The following is a 13,205-nucleotide window of genomic DNA, read 5'->3' on the forward strand; positions in this document are numbered from 1 at the left end:
CCTTTCTATAGTTTTAAATTTCTAAAACACTATAAACTGAAGTAAGTTTTTCAAGTTTATTTGCTCCATTTAAATCTTTAAGATTCATTAAAAAACAAGCTTCAACACATTTTGCTCCAGCTTTTTGAATGAGTTCATATGAAGCTATAGCTGTTCCGCCAGTTGCTATTAAATCATCTACAAGTAAAACTCTTGCATTTTGAATATTTTTAAATGCATCTTTATGAAGTTCTACTTTATCGCTGCCATATTCAAGATCGTATTCGCAGCTAAAGGTTTCAAAAGGGAGTTTTCCAGGTTTTCTAATAGGCACAAAAGGAAGATTAAGTTTTGCACAAATCATAGATGCAAAGATAAATCCTCTGCTTTCTGTTCCTGCTATGAAGTCTAGATTGTAATCTTTGTAGCGTTCTTTTAAATGTTTAAGTAGAAAATTTAAAGCCTCTTTGTTATTTAGTAGAGTGGTAATATCTCTAAAAATAATTCCTTTTTTTGGAAAATCAGGAATAATCCTAATGCTATCAAACAGGTATTTTTGTTCTTCTTGTGTTAGTTTTATCATAATAATGCCTCGATTTTTGCTTCTAATTCTTTAATTCTTTGTCTTAGTTTGTCATTTTCCAAACGATATTGAGAATTTCTAGTTCTTAAAGATGTAAGGTCTGCTTTGATTTTATTAAGTTCTTCTGTGAGTATATCTATATTTCCAAGACTTCTTTGAAGTTGAATTTGTAGTTTTCTAATGACAATCTCAGTATCATCAAGATTGTTTTTGATAAAATCTTTTGATGTTTTTTCTTTATTAAGTAGAGTTTTATAGTAAAACAACATTACAATAAGATAGATAGTTGCACAAATCAATATAGTTAAAACAAGCCAGTTTGTAAACATTATATTTTTACCTCAATTTTTTGAATTCTTTGCATATGTCTCCCTTCTTCAAAAGGAGTTTGAATGAATTTTTCTATAATATCTATAGCTAATTCAACCCCGATTAATCTTCCGCCTAATGCCAAAACATTGGCATCATTATGCCTTCTTGCAAGTTCTGCACTTAAGCTTTCATGACATAATGCACAACGAATGTTTTTATGACGATTTGCTGCAATAGAAATTCCAATTCCACTTCCACAAATAAGAATGCCAAAGCTTCGTTCGTCTATTTTTTCGGCAAGTAAATGTGCATAATCAGGATAATCGCAGCTTGCGCAAGTGTTTGTTCCTAAATCGTTAAAAATTATATTTTTTTCTTTTAAAAATACGCAAATTTTTTCTTTTAATTCAAAACCAGCATGATCACTAGCAATATAAATTTTTTCCCTAAGCATTGGTTTCCTACATTACTATATAAAATAAGATAAAAACCTAATCTTATCATATTAAATCATAAAAACAGCTTTTCTTTTTTTAAAAATAAGCTTTATTTTTCTTTATATATGTTAGAATTACGTGACAAGAAAAATAAAATTTCAATAAATTAAGGGGAGAAGAAAATGAAGCTCATACTCATAGGATCTTCAACAGGTGGTCCTAATCAGCTTAAATTTCTTTTAAAGGATATTGATATAAAAAATACTTGTGTAGTTATAGCTCAACACATGAGTGCCAGTTTTATTCCATCTTTTGTGGGGCAATTTAATAAAGAAGCTTTTAGTGAAGTGTGCTTATTGAATGATAAAGAGATATTAAGCAATAAAATTTATATTTGCCCTAAAAATACTATTTTATCTGGAAATTTAAATATTGTAGCCGCTTGGCAAGATGTGGCTTCAAGCTTTAAACCGAGTGTGGATTTACTTTTTCATTCCGCTGTTTCTTTGGCAAAAACAAATAAAATACTTGCTATTATTTTAACGGGCATGGGAGATGATGGCGCAAAAGGTTTATTTGAGCTTTATAAAACAGGAGTTAGATGTTTATGCGAGAATGAAGCAGATAGCGTCGTTTATGGTATGCCAAAAAGAGCAAAAGATATGAATCCACATTTAAAACCTATGAGCTTAAAAGAAATTAAAAAAGAAATTGTAAATTTTATTGATCAGGATTAATAAAAGGAAAATTGCATGGAAAAAAAAATAACTCCTAGCGAATTAGAACTTAATGAATTTATAAAAATTATCAACGAAATGAGCGGTATTGATTTAACCGATAAAAAAAATATACTAGCTTTAAAGTTGAATAAATTTCTTGAAGGAACTAATACTAAAAATTTTTCCGAATTTTTGGGAAAATTAAAAAGCAATAGACAACTTAAACAAGAAACTTTAGATTTTGTAACCATAGGTGAAACTTATTTTTTAAGAGAATTGGCTCAATTGAAAGAAATAATTTATTATGCCAAAAGCTTAGAAAAGAGAGTAAATATCCTAAGCGCCCCTTGTTCAAGTGGAGAAGAGGTATATTCTTTGGCATTATTGGCTGCACAGAATTTTATTAAAGATATGTATATTTTAGGCATTGATATTAATTCAAGCGTGATTGAAAAAGCAAAACTTGGAAAATATCAAGGAAGAACTTTACAGCGATTGAGCGAGAGTGAAAAAAGAAGGTTTTTTTTAGAAAGCGAAGATAAATTTTATACTATTAATAAAAATGAGCTTTGTACTTGTAAATTTGAACTTTGCAATGTTTTTGAAGAAAAATTTTCAAGATTGGGAAAATTTGATATTATAGCTTCTAGAAATATGATTATTTATTTTGATCATGAATCAAAACTAAAACTTATGGAGAGATTTCATAGAATTTTAAATGATAAAGGAAGGCTTTATGTTGGCAATGCTGATTTAATTCCGGAGACTATTTATTTTAAAAAGATTTTCTCTCCAAGAGGTGTTTACTATGAAAAAGTATAAATTCTAAAAATTACTAAAAGTTACACTTTAGAAATTTATTAGTAAAAATAAGTTACATTTTGAAGTAGTTTTCTTTATTTAATGATAAAATAATTTTAATTAATTTTATATTTAGTTAAAAATAAAGGAAAAAACTTGATTGAATTAAAAAATGTAAACAAATACTACGGAACTCATCATGTTCTAAAGAATATTAATCTTTCTGTTAAAGAAGGTGAGAAGCTTGTTATTATAGGTCCAAGTGGAAGTGGAAAAAGTACAACTATCCGTTGCATGAATGGGCTTGAAGAAGTTAGTTCAGGCGAGGTCGTAGTTAACAATCTTGTTTTAAATCATAAAAATAAAATTGAAATTTGTCGAAAATATTGTGCAATGGTTTTTCAGCATTTTAATTTATATCCACATATGACGGTTTTGCAAAATTTGACCTTAGCTCCAATGAAACTTCAAAAAAAATCTAAAAAAGAAGCTGAAGAAACAGCTTTTAAGTATTTAAAAGTCGTAGGTTTAGTGGATAAAGCAAATGTTTATCCAGCAACCCTTTCAGGCGGACAACAACAACGCGTTGCTATAGCAAGATCACTTTGTACTAAAAAACCCTATATTTTATTTGATGAACCTACTTCAGCCCTTGATCCAGAAACCATACAAGAGGTTTTAGATGTAATGAAAGAAATTTCACATCAAAGCAATACTACCATGGTGGTTGTTACACACGAAATGGGTTTTGCAAAAGAAGTAGCAGATAGGATTATTTTTATGGAAGATGGTGCTATTGTGGAAGAAAATATTCCTAGTGAATTTTTCTCAAATCCAAAAACCGAAAGAGCGCGACTCTTTTTAGGGAAAATTCTTAAAAATTAACCAAAATTGAAAGGAGAAAAAATGGTTTTTAGAAAATCTTTATTAAAGTTGGCAGTTTTTGCTCTAGGTGCTTGTGTTGCATTTAGCAATGCTAATGCAGCAGAAGGTAAACTTGAGTCTATTAAATCTAAAGGACAATTAATAGTTGGTGTTAAAAATGATGTTCCGCATTATGCTTTGCTTGATCAAGCAACAGGTGAAATTAAAGGTTTTGAAGTAGATGTTGCCAAATTACTAGCTAAAAGTATATTAGGTGATGATAAAAAAATAAAACTAGTTGCAGTTAATGCTAAAACAAGAGGCCCTTTGCTTGATAATGGCAGTGTAGATGCAGTGATAGCAACTTTTACTATTACTCCAGAGAGAAAAAGAATTTATAATTTCTCAGAGCCTTATTATCAAGATGCTATAGGGCTTTTGGTTTTAAAAGAAAAAAATTATAAATCTTTAGCTGATATGAAAGGTGCAAATATTGGAGTGGCTCAAGCTGCAACTACAAAAAAAGCTATAGGTGAAGCTGCTAAAAAAATTGGTATTGATGTTAAATTTAGTGAATTTCCTGATTATCCAAGTATAAAAGCTGCTTTAGATGCTAAAAGAGTTGATGCGTTTTCTGTAGACAAATCAATATTGTTAGGCTATGTGGATGATAAAAGTGAAATTTTGCCAGATAGTTTTGAACCACAAAGTTATGGTATTGTAACCAAAAAAGATGATCCAGCTTTTGCAAAATATGTTGATGATTTTGTAAAAGAACATAAAAATGAAATTGATGCTTTAGCGAAAAAATGGGGTTTATAATATGAATGAAAGTGTAGGTTTTGTTGAACATTTAAGACAAATTCTTACTTCTTGGGGTTTATATGATGAAAATAGTATAAGCCCTTTTGCGGTATGGAAATTTTTAGATGCTTTGGATAATAAAGATGCTTTTATTAATGGTTTTATTTATACTTTAGAAGTAAGCATTCTTGCTTTGCTTATAGCTACAATTTTTGGAACTATAGGCGGAGTTATGGCTACAAGTAGATTTAAAATTATCAGAGCCTACACTAGAATTTACGTAGAGCTTTTTCAAAATGTTCCTTTGGTAATACAAATTTTCTTTTTGTTTTATGCCTTGCCTGTTTTAGGTATAAGACTTGATATATTTACTATTGGTGTATTGGGTGTTGGAGCTTATCACGGAGCTTATGTAAGCGAGGTGGTTAGAAGTGGAATTTTGGCTGTGCCAAGAGGTCAGTTTGAAGCTTCTGCTTCTCAAGGGTTTACTTATATTCAACAAATGCGTTATATTATAGTACCTCAAACCATTAGAATTATTTTACCACCGATGACAAATCAAATGGTAAATTTAATCAAAAATACCTCTGTATTGCTTATTGTAGGTGGAGCTGAGTTAATGCATTCTGCTGATAGTTATGCAGCTGATTATGGAAATTATGCGCCAGCTTATATATTTGCAGCGGTTTTATATTTTATAATTTGTTATCCTTTGGCTTATTTTGCAAAGGCTTATGAAAATAAATTAAAAAAAGCATATTTAACGAGATAAAGGGTTGTTAATGGAAAATGTTTTTAATGCACAAAATATTGAATTTTTAATGCAAGGTTTATTTCTGACATTAAAAATAGCCTTAGCAACTTGTATTATTTCGATTGTTTTTGGAACTTTTTTAGCTATAACTAAAAATTATGGGGATAGATTAAGTAAATTTTTAGCAGCTTGCTATATAGATATTTTTAGAAATACTCCTTTATTATTATGGATGCTTGCAGCTTGTTTTGTTCTACCTGTATTTTTTGGACAATTTCCTCAAGCTTTTTGGGGTACTATAGGATTTTCACTTTATACGAGTTCGGTTATGGCTGAAATTATTAGAGGTGGATTAAATTCTATACCAAAAGGTCAGTTTGAAGCAGCTTATTCTCAAGGTTTTGGTAAATTTTTTACTCTTTTTTATATTATTTTACCACAAACTTTTAGAAAAATAATACCTGCTTTATTATCTCAAATTGTAACCACTGTAAAGGATACAGCTTATTTAGCGGGTTTAGGTATAGCTGAACTTACTTATAATTCAAAAACTATATTGGCAAAACTAACAAGTTTTGAAGAAATTTTAGCGATGATAGGTGTTGTTGCGGGAATTTATTTTATAATATGTTTTTCGCTTTCTATGCTGGTAAGATATTATGCCAAAAAGACAGCTTACATTTCTTAAAAAAGCTTATATTTTTATATAAGCTTTTTAAATTTACAGCAGTTTTTAACATTTTTTTTATTAAAATCTTTTGTATTAATTCATAATTTTATTGATTAAGGTTTTTTATGCGAGGTTATAAAATTTTTTCAGGCTCAGCTAATGTCGAATTTGCAAGACAAGTTTCTAAATATCTCTCCCTGCCTTTAAGTGATGCTGGAGTAAAGCGGTTTAGTGATGGAGAGATTAGCGTTCAAATTGATGAGAGTGTACGCGGAAAGGATGTTTTTATTATTCAAAGTACTTGCGCTCCTACAAACGATAATTTAATGGAACTTTTAATTCTTACAGATGCTTTGCGTCGCTCAAGTGCAAATTCAATTACGGCTATTATCCCATATTTTGGCTATGCGAGACAAGATAGAAAAGCAAATCCTAGAGTGCCAATTACTGCTAAACTTGTGGCTAATTTGATTCAAGCAGCTGGGATTGATCGCGTAGCTACGATAGATTTGCATGCAGGACAAATTCAGGGTTTTTTTGATATTCCAGTAGATAATCTTTATGGAAGTATAGTTTTTAATGATTACATTAAAGCCAAACATTTTAAAAATGCTATTATAGGAAGTCCAGATATAGGGGGTGTTGCAAGAGCTAGGAGTGTTGCAAAGCATTTAGGACTTGATATAGTTATAGTTGATAAGCGTCGTGAAAAAGCCAATGAAAGTGAAGTAATGAATATCATTGGAGATGTAAAAGATAAAGAAGTTATCTTAGTGGATGATATTATTGATACTGCTGGCACTATAGTTAAAGCCGCGGAAGCTTTAAAAGAAAAAGGTGCAAAATCTGTTATGGCTTGCTGTACTCATGCAGTTTTAAGTGGAAAAGCCTATGAGAGAATAGCAAGTGGAGCTTTAGATGAGCTTGTGGTAACAGATACTATACCTTTAAAAGAGCAATTACCAAATATTAAAGTATTAAGCGTTACACCTGTTTTTGCTGAAGTAATACGTCGTGTTTATCATAACGAAAGTGTAAATTCTCTCTTTATTTAGATTAAAAAAGCTTAAAGATTATTTTTAAGCTTTTCATTTTTATGCTACTTAAAGAAACAAAAAACATATATTTTTTTAAAAATGTGAAAAAACTAAACATCTTTCTATACAATTTAATCTATAAATCTGCTATTCTTTGAAAATATTTTATTTTCTTAGGAGAAATATGACTCAGTTAAGTACTAAAATTTTATGGTTGTTTGTTGCAACTTTAGGCGCTATTTGTTTTGGTTATTTAGCTTTACAAAATGGCGAAAGTGTATCAGCGATTTATTTGGTGGTTGCTGCTGTATGTATTTATATGATAGGATATAGATTTTATGGGCGTTTTGTAGCTTATAAGGTTTTAGAACTTGATAAAAATCGTGCAACACCAGCACTTGTAGAAAATGATGGGCGTGATTTTGTGCCTACAAATAAAGCTGTATTATTTGGACATCATTTTGCTGCTATTGCAGGAGCAGGTCCATTAGTAGGACCTATCTTGGCCGCTCAAATGGGGTATTTGCCTTCTATGCTTTGGATTTTAGTAGGAGGAGTTTTAGCAGGTGCTGTGCATGATTTTGTTGTTCTTTTTATATCTACTCGTAGAAAAGGTAGAAGTCTTGGCGAGATGATTAAGGATGAGATGGGTAAATTTACAGGTGGAGTTGCTATGGTGGCGATTTTTGGCATTATGCTTATTATTATTGCCATTTTAGCTATGGTGGTTGTAAAAGCTTTAGCAGAATCTCCATGGGGTTTATTTACTATCGCAATGACTATTCCTATAGCAATATTTATGGGAATTTATATGCGTTTTATCCGTCCAGGTAGAGTAGGGGAGGCTTCTATAATAGGTTTTGTGCTTTTAATTTTGGCTATTCATTATGGTAGCGTTATAGCTGCTGATCCTTATTGGGCTAAAATATTTACTTTAGAAGCTCCAACTTTGGCAATTGTTATGATGGCTTATGGTTTTATTGCTTCTGTTTTACCTGTGTGGTTTTTACTTGCTCCAAGAGATTATCTTTCAACTTTTTTGAAAATCGGTGTTATTGTGGTAATGGCTGTAGCTATTGTTTTGGTTGCTCCTGATTTACAAATGCCAAAAGCAAATACTCAGTATTTTGATGGAACAGGTCCAGTATTTGCAGGTGGAGTGTTTCCATTTTTATTTATTACCATTGCTTGTGGTGCGATCAGTGGTTTTCATGCTTTGATTTCTAGTGGAACTACTCCTAAAATGCTTGAAAACGAAACTCATGCTTTGGCTGTTGGATATGGCTCTATGCTTGCTGAAAGCGCTGTGGCGATTATGGCTTTAATTTGTACTTGTATTTTACATCCAGGTCTTTATTTTGCTATAAACTCAAGCTCTGCTTTGATAGGAACAGATGTTGTAAATGTAGCACAAACCATTTCAAGTTGGGGATTTAGTATTACTCCTGAAGAAATTACTACTTTAACCGCAAATATAGGAGAGCATACTATACTTTCAAGAACAGGTGGAGCTCCAACTTTTGCTATAGGTGTAGCTTTGATCTTGCATGAACTTTTTGGCGGCGTGGATTTGATGGCTTTTTGGTATCATTTTGCTATATTGTTTGAAGCTTTATTTATTTTAACAGCGGTGGATGCTGGGACAAGGGCTTGTCGTTTTATGGTGCAAGATATATTGGGTAATGTTTATAAACCTTTAGGAGATATTCATAATTATCCAGCTGGACTTTTGGCTACGGCTTTAAGTGTTGCAGGTTGGGGATATTTTCTTTATCAAGGTGCCATTGATCCTAAGGGAGGAATTTATACGCTTTGGCCTCTTTTTGGCGTGAGTAATCAAATGCTTGCGGGTATGGCTTTGCTTCTTGCTACAACTATACTTGTAAAAATGGGCAAGGCAAGATATGCTTGGGTTACTTTAGTACCTGCGGTATTTGTCTTAGTGGCAACTCTGTATGGAGGAATTCAAAAAATTATGCCTTATGAAGAAGGCAATAAAGTAGCAAATGCGGTAAGTCATGTAGCCGCCGTTAGCATACAAAGTCAAAAAATTAAAGATTTAGAATTTAAATTAAATAATACTAAAGATGAAAAAGAAATTTCTACAATTAAAAAAGAAATTTCAATAGCCACTCAAAATAAAGTTGGAAATTTACTTAATGCAATTCTTTGTGTGTTCTTTATGATAGCTACTTTGCTTGTTATAATTTCTTGTATAGGAATTTGTTTAGGTAAAATTAAAATTCCTCTTAAAGAAACTAAGTATATTAAGATTGATGAATTTCAAAAAATTTAAGTATTATTATGAAAAAGCCGAAAGGTTTTTTCATCCCTTGGTGGGACTTTCTAGTTATGATAAGTATTTAGAACACATGAAACAAAAACATCCAGGAAAAATTCCAAAAACCAGAGGGGAATTTTTCAAAGAATGTCTAGATAAAAAATATAATAGTGGCGGTTTAAATAAATGCTGATAAGCTTAAAGGATAAAGTTTTATCATACAAAATAAGCTTTAAGCATTTAAAAAGCCATGAATTCTTTTAAGTTCTTCACTAATAGGCTTTTTCTTTCCATCTCTTGTAACACTTACATAAGTTACTAAAGCCGAAGTTACATTAATGCAAGAAGTACAACCTTGAGAATCCACCCTTTGAGCTGTGACTTCTACTTCAACGCTGATTGAAGTGTTGCCCACATTTACAACTTTAGAGTAACAAGAAATTATATCGCCTATAAAAACAGGTTCTTTAAAAACTACTTTATCCATAGAGATGGTTACAACGCGTTCAGGAGAAAGTTCTCTTGCTGCGATAGCTCCTGCTAAATCGATTTGTGAAAGTATCCATCCGCCAAAAATATTTCCTGCTGGATTTGTGTCACTTGGCATAGCTACAATTTTTAATTTTGGTTCTCCCATATCTCTCATTTTTACTCCTTATTTTAAAAAATGAATTATAATTAAAAAAGTTAAAAAGGAGAATAAAAGTATGAATAATTTTAAAGAAATAGCTAAATTGGTTAGAAAATACAAAGAAAGAAATAATGCGTTATATGAGTTTTTAGACAAAGAAGATGTGAGCGAGTATTTTAGATCTTTGATTTCTTTAAGTGAGTTAAAACAAGATAAAACAACTATGCTAGCCATACTTAGGCGTTTGATTGATTTAAAAGAAGAAAATTTAGTTCAAGAGTGGAAAAAAAACAACTTTAAGGAAGATAAGATTATAGAGTTAAAACATAAGTTCTATGAAGAGGTTAGAAAGTTTTATGAAAAAGAACATCAAAATTTAATTAATGAAATAAAAGAGAAAAAACTTTTAAATAATTTTTATCAGTCTTTAATACAAGGAGTGCATAATATAGGTTTAATTATGAATATTTTTGAAATTTCTTGGACTAAAGAAATTATAGAAAAAAATAATAAAATTTTATCTACTCAATTCCCAAATTTAGATGATGCAATGGAATTTTTACGTAAAAATCATTTATATCAAAAAACTCCAGAAGGAGAAATTTGTGAGCGAAGCTATGGTGTTTTAGTTAGAATAGGAAATTTATGGAAATTTGTTCCTTATGCGAGATTTTTCGAGAATGAAATTTTAAAATTAGAATTTGCTTTTGAAAATATGATTGATCAGCTTAAAATATTTGCTAGCAGCAAAGAGGAAAAAGCTTATATAGAATATTTTGAAAAATTAAAATTAGCGTTTTGTGAAAAAGATGAAGATAGGGTTATAAAAGCTTGGCAAGAAGCTGAATTTGCTTGGATGAAAGTAAAATCACCTTTACAAGTGGGACATCCTTTAGAATATTATGAAGATAATTATACTCATGCGGTGGCATTAGAATGGGATATAAGAATAGAAGATGAAAATGATTTTGATGTTTTGAAATTTGGTAGTGAAATTAAGGAAAGTTTTGAACATGTTTATAAAAATATAGGACTTGAAGATTGTGAATTAGAAAAAGAAGTTTTATCTAATATAGAAAAAACTCAACTTTATATTTGCACTCCGATGATATTTTATGGTGCTGAACTTAAAGGTTTATTCTCAGCTCAAGTCGTTCCAAATGATGAGTTTGTAAGTTCTAAGGCGGGCAAAAAAATATTTGCCTTTATAAATTTTGTATATGAAAATGCTAAAACAAAGCCTTTTATGAAAATTTCTAGCGAGGTTTTTGATAAAGAATTTTTGGATTTTGGAAGAAATATTTTATTTTATCAGGAAAAAATTTGGAAAAGGGTTTATGAAGTATCAACTATAGGCCATGAATTTGGTCATATATTTTTTATTGCTAATGATACCGAAAAAACAATGAATCAGAGTGGTTTTTTTAAAAATATAGAAGAATATAAAGCTACTACAGGTGGACTTATAAATTTCTTTTATCATGAACAAGATGACTTGATAATGCCTGTTTTTCATGAACTTATAAAAAGAGCTATTGGACTTATTTCTTGGCAAAGGGTTGATGAAGTTAGACCTTATTATACAGAAGGACTTATTCATCTTAGTTTGCTTTTTGAAAGTGAAGTATTGATTTTTGAAAATAATAATTTGAAGATAAATTTTGATTTAGGGCATTATGAAAAATTTAAAGAACTAACTTTAAAAAATTATCATGAATTAGCAAAACACTATGCTTTAAGACTTGATGCAAAAGAGTTTTTAAGTAGATTTTGTGAAATTGAAGATAATATTTTTCTTCCTATTATGCCTAAGTGTAAAGAATTTGTTAAATTTTATTATGATTTATACGAGAAAATTGGTAATGAAATTGATAATAGCGGAGAATTTGAAAGATATAAGAAAAAATAATAAAGTTTTTTGAAAAAAACTTAAAAAAAGCTGTTTTTTACTTGATATTGTTTTTTAAATATGCTAAAATTAGGCGTTTCAATTAAAACAAAGGAGCTTTTATGACTAAAGCAGATTTCATTTCATTAGTTGCTCAAACAGCTGGGCTAACAAAAAAAGACGCTACTACTGCTACTGATGCAGTTATTTCTACTATTACTGATGTTTTAGCTAAAGGTGATAGCATCAGTTTTATTGGTTTTGGTACTTTTTCAACTCAAGAAAGAGCTGCTAGAGAAGCTAGAGTACCAAGCACAGGAAAAACAATCAAAGTTCCTGCTACAAGAGTTGCAAAATTTAAGGTAGGTAAAAACCTTAAAGAAGCTGTTGCAAAAGCAAGCGGCAAAAAGAAAAAATAAAACTTCGGCTAGATAAATTCTAGCCTTCTTTTTTAATTAATTCAGATATTTTGTATCTTTTATTTACTTTATTTTTTTAAACTTTTATAAAACTATCATTATTAAACAAAAAAGGATATTAAAATTATGAAAGTACATGAAAAAGTAAGTGAGCTTATAGGAAATACTCCTATTATACATTTGAAAAAATTTGGTATCAATGTTTTTGCTAAATGTGAATTTTTAAATCCTAGTCATTCTATAAAAGATAGAGCAGCTTTTGAAATGATTAAAGATGCTTTAGATAGTAAAAAAATTAATCAAGATACTACAATAGTTGAAGCAACTAGTGGAAATACTGGAATTTCTTTGGCTATGATTTGTGCAGATTTGGGACTTAAATTTATTGCTGTAATGCCTGAATCTATGAGTTTAGAAAGAAGAAAAATGATAACACTCTTTGGCGCTAGGTTAGAATTAACTCCTGCAAATTTAGGAATGAAAGGAGCGGTTGATAAAGCAAATGAAATATTATTAAATACTCCAAATTCTTTTATGGTTTCTCAATTTGAAAATATTTCAAATAAAAATGCGCATTGTAAGAATACGGCTTTAGAAATTTTAAGAGATTTGGATAATGAACTTGATATTTTTGTAGCTGGTTTTGGAACTGGCGGTACTATTAGTGGAGTTGGGGAAATACTAAAAGAAAAATTAGAAAAAGTGCATATTGTTGGAGTCGAGCCTCTAAATTCTCCATTGCTTAGCAAAGGTGAAGCGGGAAGCCATAAAATACAAGGAATAGGGGCGAATTTTATACCTGCTATTTTAAATAAAGAAGTTATAGATGAAGTGATCACGGTAAGTAATGAAGATGCTATAAATACAGCCAAAGAACTTGCCAAAAGTGGTTTAATGGTAGGTATATCAAGTGGAGCAAATGTATTTGCCGCAAGTATGCTAGCAAAGAAATTTCCAGATAAAAGAATTTTAACTATGTTAAACGATACGGCTGAAAGATACCTCTCAACTGATCTTTTTGCTTAA

Annotated in this window: 16 protein-coding genes; 12 read left to right on the forward strand and 4 right to left on the reverse strand. The window is 30.3% G+C overall.

Annotation, left to right across the window (positions count from 1 at the left end; all coding sequences use genetic code 11):
- Window positions 1-13: 13 nt before the first annotated feature.
- From apt to rpiB, 3 genes are read right to left on the reverse strand one after another with little or no spacing between them, the layout of a single operon-like run.
- Entirely contained in the window at window positions 14-562 is a 549-nt protein-coding gene (gene apt, locus AJN56_RS07690; protein ID WP_002855863.1) for an adenine phosphoribosyltransferase, read from the reverse strand.
- Window positions 559-891 carry a membrane protein gene (locus AJN56_RS07695; protein ID WP_002853247.1) on the reverse strand — a complete coding sequence of 111 codons (333 nt, stop codon included), beginning with the start codon at window positions 889-891 and terminating at the stop codon, window positions 559-561. Before AJN56_RS07695 ends, apt begins: the two co-directional genes overlap by 4 nt.
- The gene (rpiB, locus tag AJN56_RS07700; RefSeq protein WP_002856024.1) at window positions 891-1,328 is read right to left on the reverse strand and encodes a ribose 5-phosphate isomerase B; all 438 of its coding nucleotides are present in this window, start codon (window positions 1,326-1,328) and stop codon (window positions 891-893) included. The genes AJN56_RS07695 and rpiB overlap by 1 nt, the downstream gene beginning before the upstream one ends.
- A 165-nt stretch (window positions 1,329-1,493) precedes the next feature.
- Here rpiB and AJN56_RS07705 point away from each other — a divergent pair, with 165 nt between their 5' ends.
- The 9 genes from AJN56_RS07705 to kcuS all read left to right on the forward strand — a co-directional run bounded on the left by AJN56_RS07705 (window position 1,494) and on the right by kcuS (window position 9,434).
- A complete protein-coding gene (locus tag AJN56_RS07705; RefSeq protein WP_002855874.1) occupies window positions 1,494-2,048 on the forward strand; it encodes a CheB methylesterase domain-containing protein in 555 nt (184 codons plus the stop codon).
- A gap of 15 nt (window positions 2,049-2,063) precedes the next feature.
- Entirely contained in the window at window positions 2,064-2,852 is a 789-nt protein-coding gene (locus AJN56_RS07710) for a CheR family methyltransferase (protein ID WP_002865901.1), read from the forward strand.
- A gap of 135 nt (window positions 2,853-2,987) precedes the next feature.
- A complete protein-coding gene (locus AJN56_RS07715) occupies window positions 2,988-3,716 on the forward strand; it encodes an amino acid ABC transporter ATP-binding protein (RefSeq protein WP_002865902.1) in 729 nt (242 codons plus the stop codon).
- 21 nt (window positions 3,717-3,737) lie between these two features.
- On the forward strand, window positions 3,738-4,517 hold the full coding sequence (gene peb1A, locus AJN56_RS07720) for a bifunctional adhesin/ABC transporter aspartate/glutamate-binding protein PEB1a (protein WP_002865903.1): 780 nt from the start codon (window positions 3,738-3,740) through the stop codon (window positions 4,515-4,517).
- A gap of 1 nt (window position 4,518) precedes the next feature.
- Window positions 4,519-5,271, forward strand: a complete 753-nt coding sequence (locus AJN56_RS07725; RefSeq protein ID WP_070246388.1) for an amino acid ABC transporter permease — start codon at window positions 4,519-4,521, stop codon at window positions 5,269-5,271.
- 10 nt (window positions 5,272-5,281) lie between these two features.
- Entirely contained in the window at window positions 5,282-5,941 is a 660-nt protein-coding gene (locus AJN56_RS07730; protein WP_002853290.1) for an amino acid ABC transporter permease, read from the forward strand.
- A 107-nt stretch (window positions 5,942-6,048) separates the two neighbouring features.
- Complete coding sequence (locus AJN56_RS07735) at window positions 6,049-6,978, forward strand: ribose-phosphate pyrophosphokinase (protein WP_002856539.1); 930 nt, start codon at window positions 6,049-6,051, stop codon at window positions 6,976-6,978.
- A gap of 166 nt (window positions 6,979-7,144) precedes the next feature.
- The gene (locus AJN56_RS07740; protein WP_070246390.1) at window positions 7,145-9,256 is read left to right on the forward strand and encodes a carbon starvation CstA family protein; all 2,112 of its coding nucleotides are present in this window, start codon (window positions 7,145-7,147) and stop codon (window positions 9,254-9,256) included.
- Window positions 9,237-9,434, forward strand: coding sequence for a KCU-star family selenoprotein (gene kcuS, locus AJN56_RS07745; protein ID WP_002867452.1), 198 nt, complete (start codon window positions 9,237-9,239; stop codon window positions 9,432-9,434). Before AJN56_RS07740 ends, kcuS begins: the two co-directional genes overlap by 20 nt.
- Before the next feature lie 39 nt (window positions 9,435-9,473).
- On the opposite strand, the gene AJN56_RS07750 is transcribed toward kcuS, so the two are convergent.
- Window positions 9,474-9,887, reverse strand: coding sequence for an acyl-CoA thioesterase (locus tag AJN56_RS07750; RefSeq protein ID WP_002853544.1), 414 nt, complete (start codon window positions 9,885-9,887; stop codon window positions 9,474-9,476).
- A gap of 61 nt (window positions 9,888-9,948) precedes the next feature.
- Between AJN56_RS07750 and ciaB the strand changes: the two genes are divergently transcribed.
- The 3 genes from ciaB to cysM all read left to right on the forward strand — a co-directional run bounded on the left by ciaB (window position 9,949) and on the right by cysM (window position 13,205).
- On the forward strand, window positions 9,949-11,781 hold the full coding sequence (gene ciaB / locus AJN56_RS07755; RefSeq protein ID WP_002856266.1) for an invasion protein CiaB: 1,833 nt from the start codon (window positions 9,949-9,951) through the stop codon (window positions 11,779-11,781).
- Window positions 11,782-11,882: 101 nt separating this feature from the next.
- Window positions 11,883-12,179 (forward strand): HU family DNA-binding protein, encoded by a 297-nt coding sequence (locus AJN56_RS07760; RefSeq protein WP_002859562.1) that lies wholly within the window; start codon window positions 11,883-11,885, stop codon window positions 12,177-12,179.
- Window positions 12,180-12,305: 126 nt separating this feature from the next.
- Window positions 12,306-13,205: a cysteine synthase B gene (gene cysM / locus AJN56_RS07765; RefSeq protein ID WP_002856915.1), complete on the forward strand. Its 900-nt coding sequence runs from the start codon at window positions 12,306-12,308 to the stop codon at window positions 13,203-13,205.

Source organism: Campylobacter sp. BCW_4319, assembly GCF_001764435.1.
Classification (GTDB): domain Bacteria; phylum Campylobacterota; class Campylobacteria; order Campylobacterales; family Campylobacteraceae; genus Campylobacter_D; species Campylobacter_D jejuni.

Bases quoted from the DNA above. Each gene is read 5' to 3' on its own strand.
- rpiB (WP_002856024.1), bottom strand. From the start codon at position 1,328: ATGCTTAGGGAAAAAATTTATATTGCTAGTGATCATGCTGGTTTTGAA.
- apt (WP_002855863.1), bottom strand. From the start codon at position 562: ATGATAAAACTAACACAAGAAGAACAAAAATACCTGTTTGATAGCATT.
- AJN56_RS07760 (WP_002859562.1), top strand. From the start codon at position 11,883: ATGACTAAAGCAGATTTCATTTCATTAGTTGCTCAAACAGCTGGGCTA.
- AJN56_RS07735 (WP_002856539.1), top strand. From the start codon at position 6,049: ATGCGAGGTTATAAAATTTTTTCAGGCTCAGCTAATGTCGAATTTGCA.
- kcuS (WP_002867452.1), top strand. From the start codon at position 9,237: ATGAATTTCAAAAAATTTAAGTATTATTATGAAAAAGCCGAAAGGTTT.
- AJN56_RS07740 (WP_070246390.1), top strand. From the start codon at position 7,145: ATGACTCAGTTAAGTACTAAAATTTTATGGTTGTTTGTTGCAACTTTA.
- AJN56_RS07750 (WP_002853544.1), bottom strand. From the start codon at position 9,887: ATGAGAGATATGGGAGAACCAAAATTAAAAATTGTAGCTATGCCAAGT.
- peb1A (WP_002865903.1), top strand. From the start codon at position 3,738: ATGGTTTTTAGAAAATCTTTATTAAAGTTGGCAGTTTTTGCTCTAGGT.
- AJN56_RS07730 (WP_002853290.1), top strand. From the start codon at position 5,282: ATGGAAAATGTTTTTAATGCACAAAATATTGAATTTTTAATGCAAGGT.
- AJN56_RS07695 (WP_002853247.1), bottom strand. From the start codon at position 891: ATGTTTACAAACTGGCTTGTTTTAACTATATTGATTTGTGCAACTATC.
- ciaB (WP_002856266.1), top strand. From the start codon at position 9,949: ATGAATAATTTTAAAGAAATAGCTAAATTGGTTAGAAAATACAAAGAA.
- AJN56_RS07710 (WP_002865901.1), top strand. From the start codon at position 2,064: ATGGAAAAAAAAATAACTCCTAGCGAATTAGAACTTAATGAATTTATA.
- AJN56_RS07725 (WP_070246388.1), top strand. From the start codon at position 4,519: ATGAATGAAAGTGTAGGTTTTGTTGAACATTTAAGACAAATTCTTACT.
- cysM (WP_002856915.1), top strand. From the start codon at position 12,306: ATGAAAGTACATGAAAAAGTAAGTGAGCTTATAGGAAATACTCCTATT.
- AJN56_RS07705 (WP_002855874.1), top strand. From the start codon at position 1,494: ATGAAGCTCATACTCATAGGATCTTCAACAGGTGGTCCTAATCAGCTT.